Annotated in this window: 12 protein-coding genes; 9 read left to right on the forward strand and 3 right to left on the reverse strand. The window is 72.9% G+C overall.

All coding sequences use genetic code 11. The annotated features are described in order from the left end of the window. The first annotated feature begins 18 nt into the window (after positions 1-18). Together ACH4U7_RS32155 and ACH4U7_RS32160 are read left to right on the forward strand one after the other, a co-directional pair. Positions 19-495, forward strand: a complete 477-nt coding sequence (locus tag ACH4U7_RS32155) for a MarR family winged helix-turn-helix transcriptional regulator (protein ID WP_398531285.1) — start codon at positions 19-21, stop codon at positions 493-495. A gap of 52 nt (positions 496-547) precedes the next feature. After that, complete coding sequence (locus ACH4U7_RS32160) at positions 548-1,204, forward strand: PhzF family phenazine biosynthesis protein (RefSeq protein ID WP_398531286.1); 657 nt, start codon at positions 548-550, stop codon at positions 1,202-1,204. Positions 1,205-1,479: 275 nt separating this feature from the next. Here ACH4U7_RS32160 and meaB read toward each other — a convergent pair whose 3' ends face one another. Both meaB and ACH4U7_RS32170 read right to left on the reverse strand, forming a co-directional pair. Further along, positions 1,480-2,436 (reverse strand): methylmalonyl Co-A mutase-associated GTPase MeaB, encoded by a 957-nt coding sequence (meaB, locus tag ACH4U7_RS32165; protein WP_398531287.1) that lies wholly within the window; start codon positions 2,434-2,436, stop codon positions 1,480-1,482. Positions 2,437-2,647: 211 nt separating this feature from the next. Further along, positions 2,648-3,838 carry an acetyl-CoA C-acetyltransferase gene (locus tag ACH4U7_RS32170; protein WP_398531288.1) on the reverse strand — a complete coding sequence of 397 codons (1,191 nt, stop codon included), beginning with the start codon at positions 3,836-3,838 and terminating at the stop codon, positions 2,648-2,650. Positions 3,839-3,974: 136 nt separating this feature from the next. Here ACH4U7_RS32170 and mce point away from each other — a divergent pair, with 136 nt between their 5' ends. From mce to ACH4U7_RS32200, 6 genes are all read left to right on the forward strand, one after another. Continuing rightward, positions 3,975-4,439, forward strand: a complete 465-nt coding sequence (gene mce / locus ACH4U7_RS32175; protein WP_398531289.1) for a methylmalonyl-CoA epimerase — start codon at positions 3,975-3,977, stop codon at positions 4,437-4,439. A 265-nt stretch (positions 4,440-4,704) separates the two neighbouring features. After that, a complete protein-coding gene (scy, locus tag ACH4U7_RS32180) occupies positions 4,705-8,715 on the forward strand; it encodes a polarized growth protein Scy (RefSeq protein ID WP_398531290.1) in 4,011 nt (1,336 codons plus the stop codon). Between the two features lie 227 nt (positions 8,716-8,942). After that, a complete protein-coding gene (locus ACH4U7_RS32185) occupies positions 8,943-9,881 on the forward strand; it encodes a cellulose-binding protein (protein ID WP_385615996.1) in 939 nt (312 codons plus the stop codon). A 189-nt stretch (positions 9,882-10,070) separates the two neighbouring features. Next, complete coding sequence (locus ACH4U7_RS32190; RefSeq protein WP_398531291.1) at positions 10,071-10,916, forward strand: hypothetical protein; 846 nt, start codon at positions 10,071-10,073, stop codon at positions 10,914-10,916. Positions 10,917-10,995: 79 nt separating this feature from the next. Then, the gene (locus tag ACH4U7_RS32195; RefSeq protein ID WP_398531292.1) at positions 10,996-12,279 is read left to right on the forward strand and encodes an ATP-binding cassette domain-containing protein; all 1,284 of its coding nucleotides are present in this window, start codon (positions 10,996-10,998) and stop codon (positions 12,277-12,279) included. Next, positions 12,276-13,316, forward strand: a complete 1,041-nt coding sequence (locus ACH4U7_RS32200) for an ABC transporter permease (protein WP_398531293.1) — start codon at positions 12,276-12,278, stop codon at positions 13,314-13,316. The genes ACH4U7_RS32195 and ACH4U7_RS32200 overlap by 4 nt, the downstream gene beginning before the upstream one ends. Positions 13,317-13,369: 53 nt before the next feature. On the opposite strand, the gene ACH4U7_RS32205 is transcribed toward ACH4U7_RS32200, so the two are convergent. After that, a complete protein-coding gene (locus ACH4U7_RS32205) occupies positions 13,370-13,696 on the reverse strand; it encodes an ATP/GTP-binding protein (protein WP_398531294.1) in 327 nt (108 codons plus the stop codon). A gap of 209 nt (positions 13,697-13,905) precedes the next feature. On the opposite strand from ACH4U7_RS32205, the gene ACH4U7_RS32210 reads away from it, so the two are divergent. Further along, positions 13,906-15,009, forward strand: coding sequence for an LLM class flavin-dependent oxidoreductase (locus tag ACH4U7_RS32210; RefSeq protein WP_398531342.1), 1,104 nt, complete (start codon positions 13,906-13,908; stop codon positions 15,007-15,009). The last annotated feature ends 6 nt before the right edge of the window (positions 15,010-15,015 follow it).

Raw genomic sequence — 15,015 nt, forward strand, 5'->3', positions numbered from 1 at the left:
ACAGGTAGAATGCTTCCCATGGAGACCGAGAACGGCACGCGCTGGCTGAGCGCCGAGGAACAGGGCGCCTGGCGCATCCACTTGGACGTCAGCAGGCTGCTGACGTATCAGCTCGAACGAGACCTGCAGCCGTTCGGCCTGACCATGAACGACTACGAGATCCTGGTCAACCTCTCGGAGTCGGAGGGCCACCGGATGCGCATGAGTGACCTGGCCGCCGCCACCCTGCAGTCCAAGAGCCGTCTCTCCCACCAGATCACCCGGATGGAGAACGCGGGCCTCGTCCGCCGCGAGCACTGCGAATCCGACCGGCGCGGGCTCTTCGCGGTCCTCACCGAAGACGGCTGGGAGACCATGCGCAAGGTCGCACCGCACCACGTCGAATCGGTGCGCAAGCACTTCATCGACCTGCTCAGCCCCGAAGCCCTCGACGCCCTCCACACCTCCCTGACCCCGATCGCCGAGCATCTGCGCGCCCAGCGGGGCCGCGTCTAGCGGGGCCGCCGTGGCCGCATGAGCGGCCACGGCGGCGTGATGTACTGCACAGGTGACCGATTACGACGTGCTGCGCGTCTTCTGCGGGCCCGACGGCCGCCACGGCAACACGCTCGGCGTGATACGCCGAGGTTCGGCCATCCCCGGGACGGCCGAACGCCAGGCCCTCGCGCGGAAGCTGGGCTTCAGCGAGACCGTGTTCGTCGACGACCCCGAGCGCGGCGTCGTCGACATCTACACGCCGACGCTGCGGCTGCCGTTCGCCGGGCACCCGTGCGTGGGCACGGCCTGGCTGCTCGACGTGCCCGAACTGGTCACGCCCGCGGGTCTGGTGGGCGCCCGGCTCGAAGGGGAGTTCAACTGGATCGAGGCGCGCCCCGAATGGGCGCCGCCGCGCACGCTACGGCGCTACCACTCAGCGGCCGAGGTAGACGCCCTGACGATCCCGGAGCCGGGTGAGTGGATCTACGCCTGGGCGTGGGAGGAAGAGGCGGCAGGCCGGATCAGGGCCCGCGCCTTCCCCGGCCGCGGCGACGGCATCGACGAGGACGAGGCGACGGGCGCGGCGGCGCTACTGCTGACCGCCCAGCTCGGGCGCGCCCTGAACATCGCGCAGGGCCGAGGCTCCCAGATCCTCACGGCACCGCGGCCGGACGGCCTGATCGACGTGGGCGGACGGGTACGGCTGGAAGCCACGGAGCGGCTGTAGCCGCCGACGAGACGGGAGGGGGCGGGGGTGCAGGGGTGGTGCCCTGGACGCTTACGCATATTTGTGGCGCCAAGTTCCGGTCAGCGCCACGCTTCCGGGCACCGGCGCCGTAAATATGCGGTCCAGGGTGACAGCCCCGGAGGCCCCGCCCCCGCCGGACCACGCACAGCAGGCGCACCACGACGCACCCGCACCCGAAAACGCACCGCACCACCCACGCACCCCAAGCGCAACACCCACGCAGCCGCACCGACACGGACCCGCTCAGCCCAAGGTCACCCCGAGGTCACGCCCGCCACCAGCTCGTCCGCCGCCGCGTACGGGTCCAGCCGCCCCGCGGCCACCCGCTCGGCCAGCGTCCCCAGCCGGCGGTCGCCGTGCAGATCGCCGATCCGGGCGCGGAGCGCTGTTACGGCGATGGTCTCGACCTCGCCCGCCGCCCGCCGCAGCCGCCGCTCCGCCAGCACCCCGCGCTCCTCCATCCACGCCCGGTGCTTCTCCAGGGCCTCGACCACCTCGTCAACGCCCTCGCCCCGCGCCGCCACCGTCTTCACGATCGGCGGCCGCCAGTCCCCTGGCGCACGGGCCTCGCCGAGGCCCAGCATGTGCCCCAGCTCGCGGACCGTCGCGTCGGCGCCCTCCCGGTCGGCCTTGTTGACCACGTACACATCGCCGATCTCCAGGATCCCGGCCTTGGCCGCCTGAATCCCGTCGCCCATCCCGGGCGCGAGCATCACCACGCTCGTATCGGCCTGCGCGGCGATCTCGACCTCCGACTGCCCGACGCCGACGGTCTCCACCAGCACCACGTCGCATCCGGCGGCGTCGAGCACCCGGATGGCCTGCGGGGCGGCCCAGGCCAGCCCGCCCAGATGCCCGCGGGTCGCCATGGAGCGGATGTAGACGCCGGGGTCGGAGGCGTGCTCCGACATCCGCACCCGGTCGCCGAGGAGCGCCCCGCCCGAGAAGGGCGAGGAGGGGTCCACCGCGAGCACCCCCACCCGCTTCCCGGCCTTGCGGTACGCGGTGACCAGCGCCGAGGTCGACGTCGACTTGCCGACCCCCGGCGAACCGGTCACCCCGACCACATACGCGCCGCCCGCCAGCGGAGCGAGCGCGGCCATGACCTCGCGCAGCTGCGGTGAGTCGCCCTCGATCAACGAGATCAGCCGGGCCACCGCGCGCGGCCGCCCCTGCCGCGCCTGCTCCACCAGCGTGGACACATCGGCCATCACTGCCGCTCCCTTCCGCTCACGACGACTCACACGACTCACCACGACTCACGACGGCTCACACGACTCACGACGCCTCACACGACTCACCACGGCAAGAACCACGGCGCGCGGCCCCACCGGCGCCCCCACCGGCCGCACGCCAAACCGCGCGGAACCACGCCAAACCGCGCAGAATCACGCAGAACCACGCGGAACCGCGCCGAACCCGCTACGCCCGCGGCACCCGGACGATCAGCGCATCCCCCTGCCCACCCCCACCGCACAGCGCCGCCGCGCCCACGCCGCCGCCCCGCCGCCGCAGCTCCAGGGCCAGGGACAGCACGATGCGCGCGCCCGACATCCCGATCGGGTGACCGAGCGCGATCGCGCCGCCATTCACATTCACCTTTTCGGAGGAAACGCCAAGATCCTTCATTGACTGGACCGCGACCGCCGCGAACGCCTCGTTGATCTCGATCAGATCAAGATCCCGGACCCCGATCCCTTCCTTCCGCAGCGCGTGCGCGATCGCGTTGGACGGCTGCGACTGGAGGGAGTTGTCGGGTCCCGCCACATTCCCGTGGGCCCCGATCTCCGCGATCCACTCCAGGCCCAGCGCCTCCGCCTTGGCCTTGCTCATCACGACCACGGCCGCCGCCCCGTCCGAGATCTGCGACGACGTCCCGGCGGTGATCGTCCCGTCCTTGGTGAAGGCGGGCCGCAGCCTGGCCAGCGACTCCACGGTGGTCTCCGGGCGGATGCCCTCGTCCTTGTCGAAGATCACCGGCTCACCCTTGCGCTGCGGGATCTCCACCGGGGTGATCTCGGTGTCGAAGGCGCCGTTCTTCTGGGCCGCGGCGGCCCGCTGGTGGGAGAGCGCGGCGATCTCGTCCTGCTCGGGCCGCAGGATGCCCAGCCGCGTGTTGTGCTTCTCGGTCGACTCGCCCATGGCGATGCCCTCGAACGAGTCGGTCAGCCCGTCGTACGCCATCGCGTCGAGCATTTCGACGGCGCCGTACTTGAAGCCCTGGCGGGACTTGGGCAGCAGATGGGGGGCGTTGGTCATGGACTCCTGGCCGCCCGCGACCACGATGTCGAACTCACCGGCCCGGATCAGCTGATCGGCCAGCGCGATGGCGTCGAGCCCGGACAGGCAGACCTTGTTGACGGTGAGCGCGGGCACCGACATGGGGATGCCGGCCTTCACCGCGGCCTGCCGGGCGGGGATCTGCCCGGTGCCCGCCTGGAGCACCTGCCCCATGATCACGTACTCCACCTGGTCGCCGCCGATCCCGGCCCGCTCCAGCGCCGCCTTGATCGCGACCCCGCCGAGGTCCGCTCCGGAGAAGGAGCGCAGGCTGCCCATCAGCCGTCCCATCGGCGTGCGCGCGCCCGCCACGATCACAGATGTCCGAGTCATGGTGCGTCCTCCAGAGGAGAAGGAAGTTAACGAGGGTTATCGTCAATGTACTGACGAGTACCCGCCGGGTCACCGGGCCATCAGTGTGATCGCGCGCACGTTGCGTAACCACCCGTGTGAGCGGTGCACTGGAACCATGCTGACCAGAATCGACCACATCGGGATCGCCTGCTTCGACCTCGACAAGACCGTCGAGTTCTACCGTGCCACGTATGGCTTCGAGGTGTTCCACACCGAGACCAACGATGAGCAGGGGGTCCGCGAGGCCATGCTCAAGATCAACGAGACCTCGGACGGCGGAGCTTCGTATCTACAGCTCCTGGAGCCCATCCGGGAGGACTCGGCCGTCGGAAAGTGGATGGCCAAGAACGGCGAGGGGGTGCACCACATCGCCTTCGGCACGGCGGACGTGGACACCGACTCCGAGGCCATCCGCGGCAAGGGCATCCGGGTGCTGTACGAGGAGCCCCGCCGCGGCTCCATGGACTCCCGGATCACCTTTCTGCACCCCAAGGACTGCCACGGCGTGCTCACCGAGCTCGTCACCGCGGCGGCGGACCACACCACCAAGGAACACAACCCCGACAACGAGCGGGACTGATGAAGTCCATCACTCAAGCGGACCACTGACCTTCCGCTTCCCCGGCCGGTAGAGTGCAACCTCGGCCGGGGTACGGGAACGGGATCAGAAAGGGATCAGGGTCCGGCCCAGGCTTTGCCGATGATCTGACACCATTTCTTCGGAAGGGCTAGCTCCGGTCCGGCCGCCACGGCCGGGCGCCAGGTCGGGACCGCGAGGTGCCACGTGGCACCCCCAGGTACGGAGCCGGCCGCCAACGCGACCAGGGGACGGATGGGACCGCGCAGTGCGGGGCTACGACCGCTACGAGCCTGACGACCACCTCTCGAAGTTCGAGGCCGAGATGGAGCGGCTGAAGACCGAGCGGGAAAAGGCCGTCCAGCACGCCGACGACCTCGGCTACCAAGTCGAGGTGCTGCGCGCCAAGCTGCACGAGGCGCGCCGCAATCTCGCGAGCCGCCCTGCCTACGACAGCGCCAACCTCGGCTACCAGGCCGAGCAGTTGCTGCGGAACGCGCAGGTGCAGGCGGAACAGCTGCGCGCCGACGCCGAGCGCGAGGTGCGCGAGACCCGGGCCCAGACCCAGCGGCTGCTGCAGGAGCAGGCCGAGCGGCAGGCGCGGCTCGAAGCCGAGCTGCACGCCGAGGCCGTGGCGCGCCGTCAGCGGCTCGACCAGGAGCTCGCCGAGCGCCGCGCCACCGTCGAGTCGCACGTCAACGAGAACGTCGCCTGGGCCGAGCAACTGCGCGCCCGTACCGAGGCGCAGGCCCGCCGGCTCATGGACGAGTCGCGCGCCGAGGCCGAGCAGGCGCTGGCCGCCGCCCGTGCCGAGGCCCAGCGGCTGGCCGACCAGACCCGCGACCGGCTCGGCTCGGAGGCGGAGTCGGCCCGCTCCGAAGCCGAGGCGATCCTGCGCCGCGCCCGTACCGAGGCCGAGCGGCTGGTGAACACGGCCGGCGCCCAGGCGCAGGAGGCCACCCACCACGCGGAGCAGCTGCGCACCTCCACCGCCTCCGAGTCCGACCAGGCGCGCCGGCAGGCCACCGAGCTGACCCGGGCCGCCGAGCTGCGCATGCAGGAGGCCGAGACATCGCTGCGCGAGGCGCGTCTCGAGGCCGAGAAGGTGCTCGCGGAGGCCAAGGAGGCGGCCGAGAAACGGCTGTCGGCCGCCGAGACGGACAACGAGCAGCGCACCCGGACCGCCAAGGCGGAGATCGCCCGGCTGGTCGGCGAGGCCACCAAGGAGGCCGAGGCGCTGCGCGCCGAGGCCGAGCAGGTACGGGACGACGCCCGCGCCGAGGCCGAGCGGCTGATCGCCGAGGCCGAGGAGACCGCGCGCGCCAAGACCGCCGAGGACTCGGCCGCCCAGCTGGCCAAGGCGGCCCGCAGCGCCGAGGAGGTGCTGACCAAGGCATCGGAGAACGCCCAGGCCACCACCAAGGCGGCGGCCGACGAGGCGGAGCGGATCCGCGCCAAGGCGGAGGCCGAGGCGGACCGGCTGCGGGCCGAGGCGCACGACACCGCCGAGCAGTTGAAGGGCGCGGCGAAGGACGACACCAAGGAGTACCGCGCCAAGACCGTCGAGCTGCAGGAGGAGGCCCGCCGGCTGCGCGGCGAGGCCGAGCAGCTGCGCGCGGAGGCGGTGGCCGAGGGCGAGCGGATCCGCGCCGAGGCCCGCCGGGAGGCGGTCCAGCAGATCGAGGAGGCGGCCGGCACCGCCGAGGACGTGCTGGCCAAGGCGAAGACCGGCGCCGAGGAGACGCGCGCTGCCGCCACCGCCGAGAGCGAGCGGGTACGGACCGAGGCGATCGAGCGGGCCGCGTCGCTGCGCCGCCAGGCCGACGAGGCGCTCGACCGGGCCCGCGGCGAGGCCGAGGAGCTGGTGACCTCGGCCGACACCCAGGCCGAGCAGGTCAGGTCGGAGGCGGCGGAGGCCGCCCGGCGGATCCGCGAGGAGGCCGAGGCCGCCGCCGCCGCCCGCCGCGAGGAGGCCGAGGCCGAACTGGCCCGGCTGCACGGGGAGGCCGAACAGCGGCTCTCCTCGGCCGATCAGGCGCTGCGGGACGCCCGCGAGGAGGCCGAGCGGCTGCGCCGGGAGGCGGCCGAGGACACCGAGCGGCTGCGCGGCGAGACCGCCGAGCGGCTGGCCGCGCTGCGCCAGCAGGCCGAGACGGAGGCGGACCGGCTGCGCGACGAGGCCGTCGCGGACGCGTCGAATATGCGCGCCGAGGGCGAGTCGGTCGCGGTACGGCTGCGCGGCGAGGCCGCCACGGAGGCCGAGCGGCTGCGCGCCGAGGCGCAGGACACCGCCGACCGGGTGCGCGCGGAGGCGAACGCCGCGGCCGAGCGCATCGGGGCCGAGGCCGCCGAGGCGCTGGCGGCCGCGCAGGAGGAGGCGGTCCGCCGCCGCCGCGAGGCCGAGGAGACGCTGAGCGACGCCCGCGAGGAGGCCCAGCGGGAGCGGAGCCTGGCCCACGAGCAGAGCGAGGAGCTGCTGGCCGCCGCCCGCAACCGGGTCGCCGAGGCGCAGGCCGAGGCGCAGCGGCTGGTCGAGGAGGCCGAGCGGCACGCGGCGGAGCTGGTGGGCGCGGCGGAGCAGCACGCGCAAGCGGTGCGGGACTCGGTCGCGGGGCTGCACGAGCAGGCCGAGGCGGAGATCGCGGGGCTGCGTACGGCCGCCGAGCACGTCGCGGACCGCACCCGCCACGAGGCGCAGGCGGAGGCGGACCGGGTCCGCGCGGACGCGCACGCCGAGCGGGAGCGGGCGGCTGAGGACGCGGCGCGGCTGCGGCGCGAGGCCCATGAGGAGACGGAAGCTGCCAAGGCGCTCGCGGAGCGCACGGTCGCGGAGGCGATCGCGGAGGCGGACCGGCTGTCCGCCCAGGCCCGCGAGGAGGCCAACCGGCGCCGCTCGGACGCCGCCGAGCAGGCGGACCGGCTGATCACGGAGGCCACGAACGAGGCCGAGCGGCTGCGCACCGAGGCCCAGGAGATCCTGGACGACGCGCGCCGCAGCGCCAACAAGACCCGCAACGAGGCGGCCGAGCAGGCCGACACGCTGGTCGGCGGCGCCACCGAGGAGGCCCAGCGGCTGGTCTCGGAGGCCAACGCACGGGCCCAGCAGCTGCGTACGGAGGCATCCGACGCACGGGCGGCGGCCGAGCAGGACGCGGCGCGCACCCGGGCCCAGGCACGCGGGGACGCCAACAACATCCGCTCGGAGGCGGCCGGGCAGGCCGACCGGCTGGTCGGCGAGGCCACGAAGGAAGCCGAGCGGCTGCTGGCGGACGCCGGTGCGGAGGCCGAGCGGCTGCGCACCGAGGCGGCGGAGACCGTGGGTTCGGCGCAGCAGCACGCGGCGCGCACCCGCGCGGAAGCGGAGCGGGTGGCCACCGAGGCCGCCGCGGAGGCGGAGCGGATCCGTTCCAAGGCGCAGGCCGAGGCCGAGCGTACGGTCGACAGCGCGCGCGAGGACGCCAACAAGCGGCGTTCGGACGCGGCGATCCAGGTCGACCGGCTGATCACCGAGTCCACGGCGGAGGCGGACCGGCTGACGAAGGAGGCGCGGGAGGCCGCGCTGCGGACCGCGACCGCCGCCGAGGAGCAGGCCGACACGATGATCGGCGTCGCCCGCAAGGAGGCCGACCGGCTCGTCAGCGAGGCGACCGCGCAGGCGAACGGCCTGGTGGAGAAGGCCCGTACGGACTCCGACACGATGCTCGGCGAGGCCCGGGGCGATGCGACCGCCATCCGGGAGCGGGCCGAGGAGCTGCGGACCCGGGCCGAGGCGGACGTCGAGGAGCTGCACGAGCGGGCCCGCCGGGAGTCGGCGGAGCAGATGAAGTCGACCGGCGAGCGCGTCGACAAGCTGGTCGCGGCCGCGACCGCGCAGCTGATGAAGGCCGAGGAGAAGGCCAAGACGCTGGTCTCCGACGCCAACAGCGAGGCCAGCCGGGTCCGTATCGCCGCCGTGAAGAAGGCCGAGTCGCTGCTCAAGGAGGCCGAGCAGAAGAAGGCCGACGCCGAGCGGGACGCGACGCGCAGGCGCGCCGACGCGGAGGCCGAGGCCAAGCGGATCGTCGACGACGGCAAGCGCGAGCTGGAGCTGCTCAAACGGCGCCAGGAGGACATCAACGCGGAGATCTCCCGTGTCCAGGACGTGCTGGCGGCGTTGGAGTCTTTTGAGGCCCCCGCATCCGGCGGCTCGGGCGGGAACTCGGGAAGGAACGAGAACGGTGGGGTCAAGACGGCGGCCGGCGCGGGCACCCGGGCGAGCGGCAAGCGTTCGGACGGCTGAGACTCCTGGGGCGGGCGCTGCCGAATCGTAGTGTTCGTGGGCGGGGGCGCTAGAGACACACCGTGTGTCGTGTCCGTATCATCCCGACGAGTGACAAGCCGTCTGGCTGTCTGCCACTCAAAAGGCTGGACATTCTCCAGATCAAACGGACGTTGACTCGATGACACGCCGTTTGGCCCCCTAGGATTCCCTCTATCACCTCACCGGTCTCTTTCGACAGGAACCCCATGAGCGACACTTCCTCCCCCTTCGGCTTCGAGCTCGTGCGGCGTGGATACGACCGCGGTCAGGTGGACGACCGCATTACCAAGCTCGTCGCCGACCGTGACAGTGCACTGGCCCGTATCACCTCTCTGGAAAAGCGCATCGAGGAGCTGCACCTCGAGACGCAGAACGCTCAGGCCCAGATCAACGACGCGGAGCCGTCCTACGCGGGGCTCGGCGCGCGCGTCGAGAAGATCCTCCGTCTCGCCGAGGAGGAGGCCAAGGACCTGCGCGAGGAGGCCCGCCGGGCCGCCGAACAGCACCGGGAGCTCGCCGAGTCGGCGGCCCAGCAGGTGCGCAACGACGCCGAGTCGTTCGCCGCCGAGCGCAAGGCCAAGGCGGAGGACGAGGGCGCTCGTATCGTCGAGAAGGCCAAGGGCGACGCGGCGACGCTGCGCCAGGAGGCCCAGAAGGACGCGCAGCAGAAGCGCGAGGAGGCCGACTCCCTCTTCGAGGAGACCCGCGCCAAGGCCGCCCAGGCCGCCGCGGACTTCGAGACGAACCTCGCCAAGCGCCGTGAGCAGTCCGAGCGCGACCTGGCCTCCCGTCAGGCCAAGGCCGAGAAGCGGCTGGCGGAGATCGAGCACCGGGCGGAGCAGCTGCGCCTGGAGGCCGAGAAGCTGCGTACGGACGCCGAGCGCCGCGCCCGCCAGACGGTGGAGACCGCGCAGCGCCAGGCCGAGGACATCGTGGCCGACGCCAACGCCAAGGCCGACCGGATCCGCAGCGAATCCGAGCGCGAGCTGGCGGCGCTCACCAACCGCCGCGACAGCATCAACGCCCAGCTGACCAACGTCCGCGAGATGCTGGCCACGCTGACCGGTGCCGCGGTGGCCGCGGCCGGCTCCCCCACCGAGGACGAGCCGATCTCGCGTGGTGTCCCGGCCCAGCAGAGCCGCTGACGTCCGGCACCGCTGACATCCAGCATCGCTGACGTCGGATCACGCCCGCGCTTCTCGTGCCCCGCGCCCGCTTCATGCGGCGCGGGGCACGCGCATGACGGCGCATCGGGCGCGGGCGTTACGGGTCCTGGGTGTCCTCCTCGTGTACGGCCTCTTACGGGCGGGCCGCCCGGTGCGTAACCTCCCCCTGTGACCGACCGCAGCCTCGCCGCCCTGGGGTTCGACGATGTGCCCGCGTTGCGGCCGTTGACCTATCCGGGCCGGCCCGTCACCGCGCCCGCGCTTCTCGCGGGGTCCGAGCTGTGGGAGTTGGCGCCCTCGCCGGGCGGGCCGGGCGGCTGGCCCGTACTCGGGGGAACCATCGGCCCGCCCCGCGAACCGCTCGACGCCGTACTGGCCCGGCTCGGCCAAGTGCCCCTGGAGCAGCGCCATCCGGTCATCGCGGTCGGCTCCAACGCCTCCCCCGCGCAGCTGCACCACAAGCTGACGGCGCTCGGACACCCGGCCGCCGTGCCGATGGTGCCGGTGCGGGTGCGCGGCATAGGCGTCGGCTGCTCGGCGCATATCGGGCGGTACGGGTACGTCGCCACCGCGCCGTACGCGGATCCGGCGGCCGAGACCCCGCTGGTGGTCAGCTGGCTCGACGCCGCCCAGCTGGCGTCGGTGGACGCCACCGAATTCCCCAACTACCGGCGGATCCTGCTGCCCGGCGCGAGCTTCCCGATGGTGCTGCCGTCCGGGGAGCGGCTGGGCGGCGCGTATCTCTACGTCGGCGCGCGGGGGGTGCTCGCGGGCCCCGACGGCGCCCCGGACCGCCCCTCCGGCAGGCCGCGTCCGGGCGGCGGCGACCAGAGCGCCCTGCTGACCGGGTTGCTGGCGTCCTCGGCGCGGCTGCGGGGCCTGTTGGGGCCCGACCCGGGGGCCTGGATCCGGCGCGCGGCGGCGGACCGCGCGCTGCGCGAGACGGCCGCCTCGGTGTTCGCGGACGAGGGCTGGGTGCTGCACGGTTACGATCCGCTCTCGACTCTCGCTTAACGGGAACCACCCTCGCGCGGTTATCCTCCTTACCCGCACGGGGGCACGCGCCCCGGACGCATCGCACGAGGGGCGGAGCATGATCGAGGCAGTCGGCCTGACGAAGCGCTACGGCGCCAAGACGGCCGTGTACAACCTTTCGTTCCAGGTGCGGCCTGGCACTGTCACCGGCTTCCTGGGGCCCAACGGATCCGGCAAATCGACGACGATGCGCATGATCCTGGGGCTCGACGAGCCCACCTCAGGCCATGTCACGGTCGGCGGCTACCCCTTCCGCAAGCTGCCCAACGCCCCGCGTCAGGTGGGTGCTCTCCTCGACGCGAAGGCCGTGCACGGCGGCCGCAGCGCCCGCCAGCACCTGCTGTGCCTGGCCCAGCTGTCCGGCATTCCCGCCCGCCGGGTCGACGAGGTGCTGGGCGTGGTCGGGCTGCAGAGCGTCGCGAGGAAGCGCTCCAAGGGGTTCTCGCTGGGCATGGGGCAGCGCCTGGGCATCGCGGCCGCGCTGCTGGGCGACCCGCAGGTGCTGCTCTTCGACGAGCCGGTCAACGGCCTGGACCCGGAGGGCATCCTCTGGGTCCGTAACCTGATGAAGCAGCTGGCGTCCGAGGGCCGTACCGTCTTCGTCTCCAGCCACCTGATGAGCGAGATGGCGCTGACCGCCGACCGCCTGATCGTGATCGGGCGCGGGCAGCTGCTCGCGGACATGAGCGTCAAGGACTTCATCTCCTACAACTCCGCGGACTTCGCGCGGGTGCGTACGCCCGACGGGGAGACGGAGCAGCGCGAGAAGCTGACCGCCGCGCTGAGCGAGGCGGGCGGCCAGGTGCTGCCGGAGCAGGACGGCGCGCTGCGGGTGACCGGTCTGCCGCTGCCGCGGATCAGCGATCTGGCACATGACGCGGACGTCCGGCTGTGGGAACTCTCCCCGCACCAGGCGTCGCTGGAAGAGGCGTACATGCGGATGACGCAGGGCGCCGTGGACTACCGCTCGACCGCCGACCAGCGGGCGGGGCTCCAGGAGCCCGTACCGGGCATGGCCCCGCAGGCCGGGCCGTACGGCTACGCCCCGCCGACCGCGGGCGGCGCGCCCGCCGGCTACCCGCCCGTGGGCTCCATGCCGGGCTACAACCCGCCGCCCGCTCCCCAGGGCCAGTTCGCCCCGGGCCAGCCCGCTCCAGGCCAGCTCGCGCCCGGCCAGCCCGCTCCAGGCCAGGCCCCCTGGCAGCCGCAGCAGCCGCTCGTCGGGCAGGGCGCACCGCAGCAGCCCGCCGCCCCCGCGCAGCCGCCGGCCGCTCCTCCCGCTCCGGCCGCCGCGCCGGCCCCCGCCGACATGAACAAGCGCGACAGCGAGGACGCCCGATGACGACCCCTCCGTACCAGCAGCAGGCCCAGGCTGCCCAGCCGTCCGCCCCGCCGCAGCCGCCCCAGCAGGCCCCGCAGCCGCAGGGCGTACCGGGTGCGCCGGGCATGCCTGCCGCCCCGCAGCAGGCACCCCACCAGCCGGCCATGCAGCCCCAGCAGCCGGGCGTGCAAGCCCCGCAGCCGGGCATGCCGGGTGGCGCGCCGGGTGTGCAGGGCGCACCGCAGCAGTCCTACGCCGCCGCCCCCGCCGGGTACACCTCGCCGATCCCGATCCGGCGTACGCACCTGGGGCATGCGATCGCCTCCGAGTGGACCAAGATCAAGTCGGTGCGTTCGACGATCTGGACGCTGAGCATCATGGCCGCGCTGGTCATCGGCATCGGGCTGCTCGTGGCGTCGGGCACCAAGGACAGCGACTACTCCACCACCCCCACCACCATCCCCGGCCTGTTCGGCACGCTGCTCGGCCAGCTGTGCATTGTGACGCTCGGTGTGCTGGTCGTCTCCTCCGAGTACGGCACCGGGATGATCCGCACCACCTTCACCGCCTCGCCGCAGCGCTCACGCGTGCTGACCGCGAAGGCGCTCGTCTTCTTCCTGGTCTCCTTCCTGACCACCACCGCCGCGCTCGGGCTTGTGGCCTTGGCGAGCACGGGGATGCACAGCGGGGCGGAGGTCATGGAGCCGACCGGTAAGCAGATGTTCGGGGCGACCGTGGGCGCCGGGCTGTATGTCTCGCTGCTCGGGCTGCTCTCGCTCGCGGTCGGCAGCATGCTGCGCCACTCGGCCGGCGCGATCACCGCGATGCTCGGTGTGGTGCTGCTCCCCGCGATCCTCCCCGCCTTCCTGATGATGTCGAGCAGCCTGCAGACCCTGGGCGAGAAGATGCAGAAGTACTCCTCTCCCAACTCGCTGGCCGCGCTCTTCCAGATCGACGACGAACTCGGCACCGGCTGGTCCCAGCTGGGGCTGCTGGCCGGGGTCACGGCCGCGGCGTTCATCGCGGCGTACGCGCTGCTGGAGCAGCGCGACGTCTGACCGGCGCGTGCAGCAGGCCGATACCTGCTGAACCGCACCTGCTGAACCGCCGGCTAATGCCTCGGCGCGTTACGGGACCGCTGGAGCTTCGCGCTCCGGCGGTCTCTCGCGTTCCAGCAGGATTTGTGCCAGTGGCGGCGGTCGTCCACGCCGCTGTGCTGCTGCCAGGCCACGATATGCGGCACACCGGGCGGGATCTCCTGGTCACAGCCGGGGCAGCGGTAGTGCTTGGCGGCGGCGCCACCGCCGATCTGGCGCACCACCCACTCCTCGCCCCGCCAGCTCTGCGTCGACTCCAGCCCAAAGCGGTCGGCGCGATCTTCGTCTTGGCGGCCGTTCGGCTTCTCGCCGCCTCGCGAGCGGTTTCGGCGTGGGGACACGGGGCACCTCGAAGGACGCTGGGAGCTACTGGCTGTGACCAGCGTACGCGTTACCGTCACGGTCCCGAAAAGCCGTGTCCACAACCGTCCTCCGATCATCATGAAAACTTCGTGCCGGGCCGTGCCCTTGGCACGTGTCAGGCGTTAATGCCTATACGGGGGAGGGTGCCCGTGGCGGCGGCGGCGACCGCAAGAGGAGGCAGATGGCAATGCGTGTGGGGGCTTTCATCCTCGCCGCTCAATTCCCGGGCCAGGGTCAGGGGGAAGCGCTGCACCGGGCGGTACGGTCCGCACAACTCTCCGAAGAGGCGGGGCTGGACGCGGTGTGGCTCGCCGAGCACCACTTCGTCCCGTACGGCGTCTGTCCGTCCGCCGTCACGCTCGCCGCGCTGCTGCTCGGCCGTACGCGCAGGATAGGCGTCGGCACGGCCGTGAGCGTGCTGCCGACCGCGCACCCCGTAGCGCTGGGTGAGCAGGCCGCGCTGCTCCACCTCGTCTCCGGGGGGCGCTTCACGCTGGGCGTCGGCCGGGGCGGGCCCTGGGTGGACCTGGAGGTGTTCGGCACCGGTCTGCGGGCGTACGAGCGGGACTTCCCCGAATCGCTCGACCTGCTGCTGCGCTGGCTGCGCGAGCCACGGGTCGGCGCGGACGGGGAGCGGTTCACCTTCCGCGAGGTGCCGGTCGTACCACGGCCCGACGAGGCGCTGCCCGATGCGGCGCTGACGGACGAGGCGCTGACGGACGAGGCGCTGGCGGACGAGGCGCTGGCGGACGAGGCAAGGGGCGGCGGGCCCCCGGTGATCGTGGCCTGTACGTCACCGGGCACCGTGCGGCTGGCCGCCGAGCGCGGGTTGCCCATGATGCTGGGGATGCACTGCGGGGACGATGAGAAGGCCGAGGCGGTCGGGCTGTGGCGAGAATCCGCGCTGGCCGCGGGCCGCTCCCCGGAGGAGGTCGCGGCGGTGGCCGAAGAGCATGTCTCGGCGGGGGTGGTGCAGATCGCGGACGCCCGCCCCGTCGCGGCGGAGACCCTCGTCAAGGCCATGCCCGGCTGGCTGCGCCAGGGCCTTGACGCGCATGTGACGGTGGACGGACGACCGCGCCGGATGCGCGATCCGCTCGCCTATGCCGAGCTGCTGTGCGGGCTGCACCCGGTCGGGCCGCCGCGGCTGTGCGCGGACCGGCTGGCGGCGACGGCGGAGCGCACCGGTATCCGCCGCTTCGCGCTGCTGGTCGAGGGCTCGGGAGAGCTGGCGGCCACGGAGGAGAATGTGCGCCGGCTGGGCGCCGAGGTGCTGCCGCTCCTGCACTGAAGACCT

It is taken from the genome of Streptomyces sp. NPDC020845 (assembly GCF_044334165.1).
Lineage (GTDB): Bacteria > Actinomycetota > Actinomycetes > Streptomycetales > Streptomycetaceae > Streptomyces.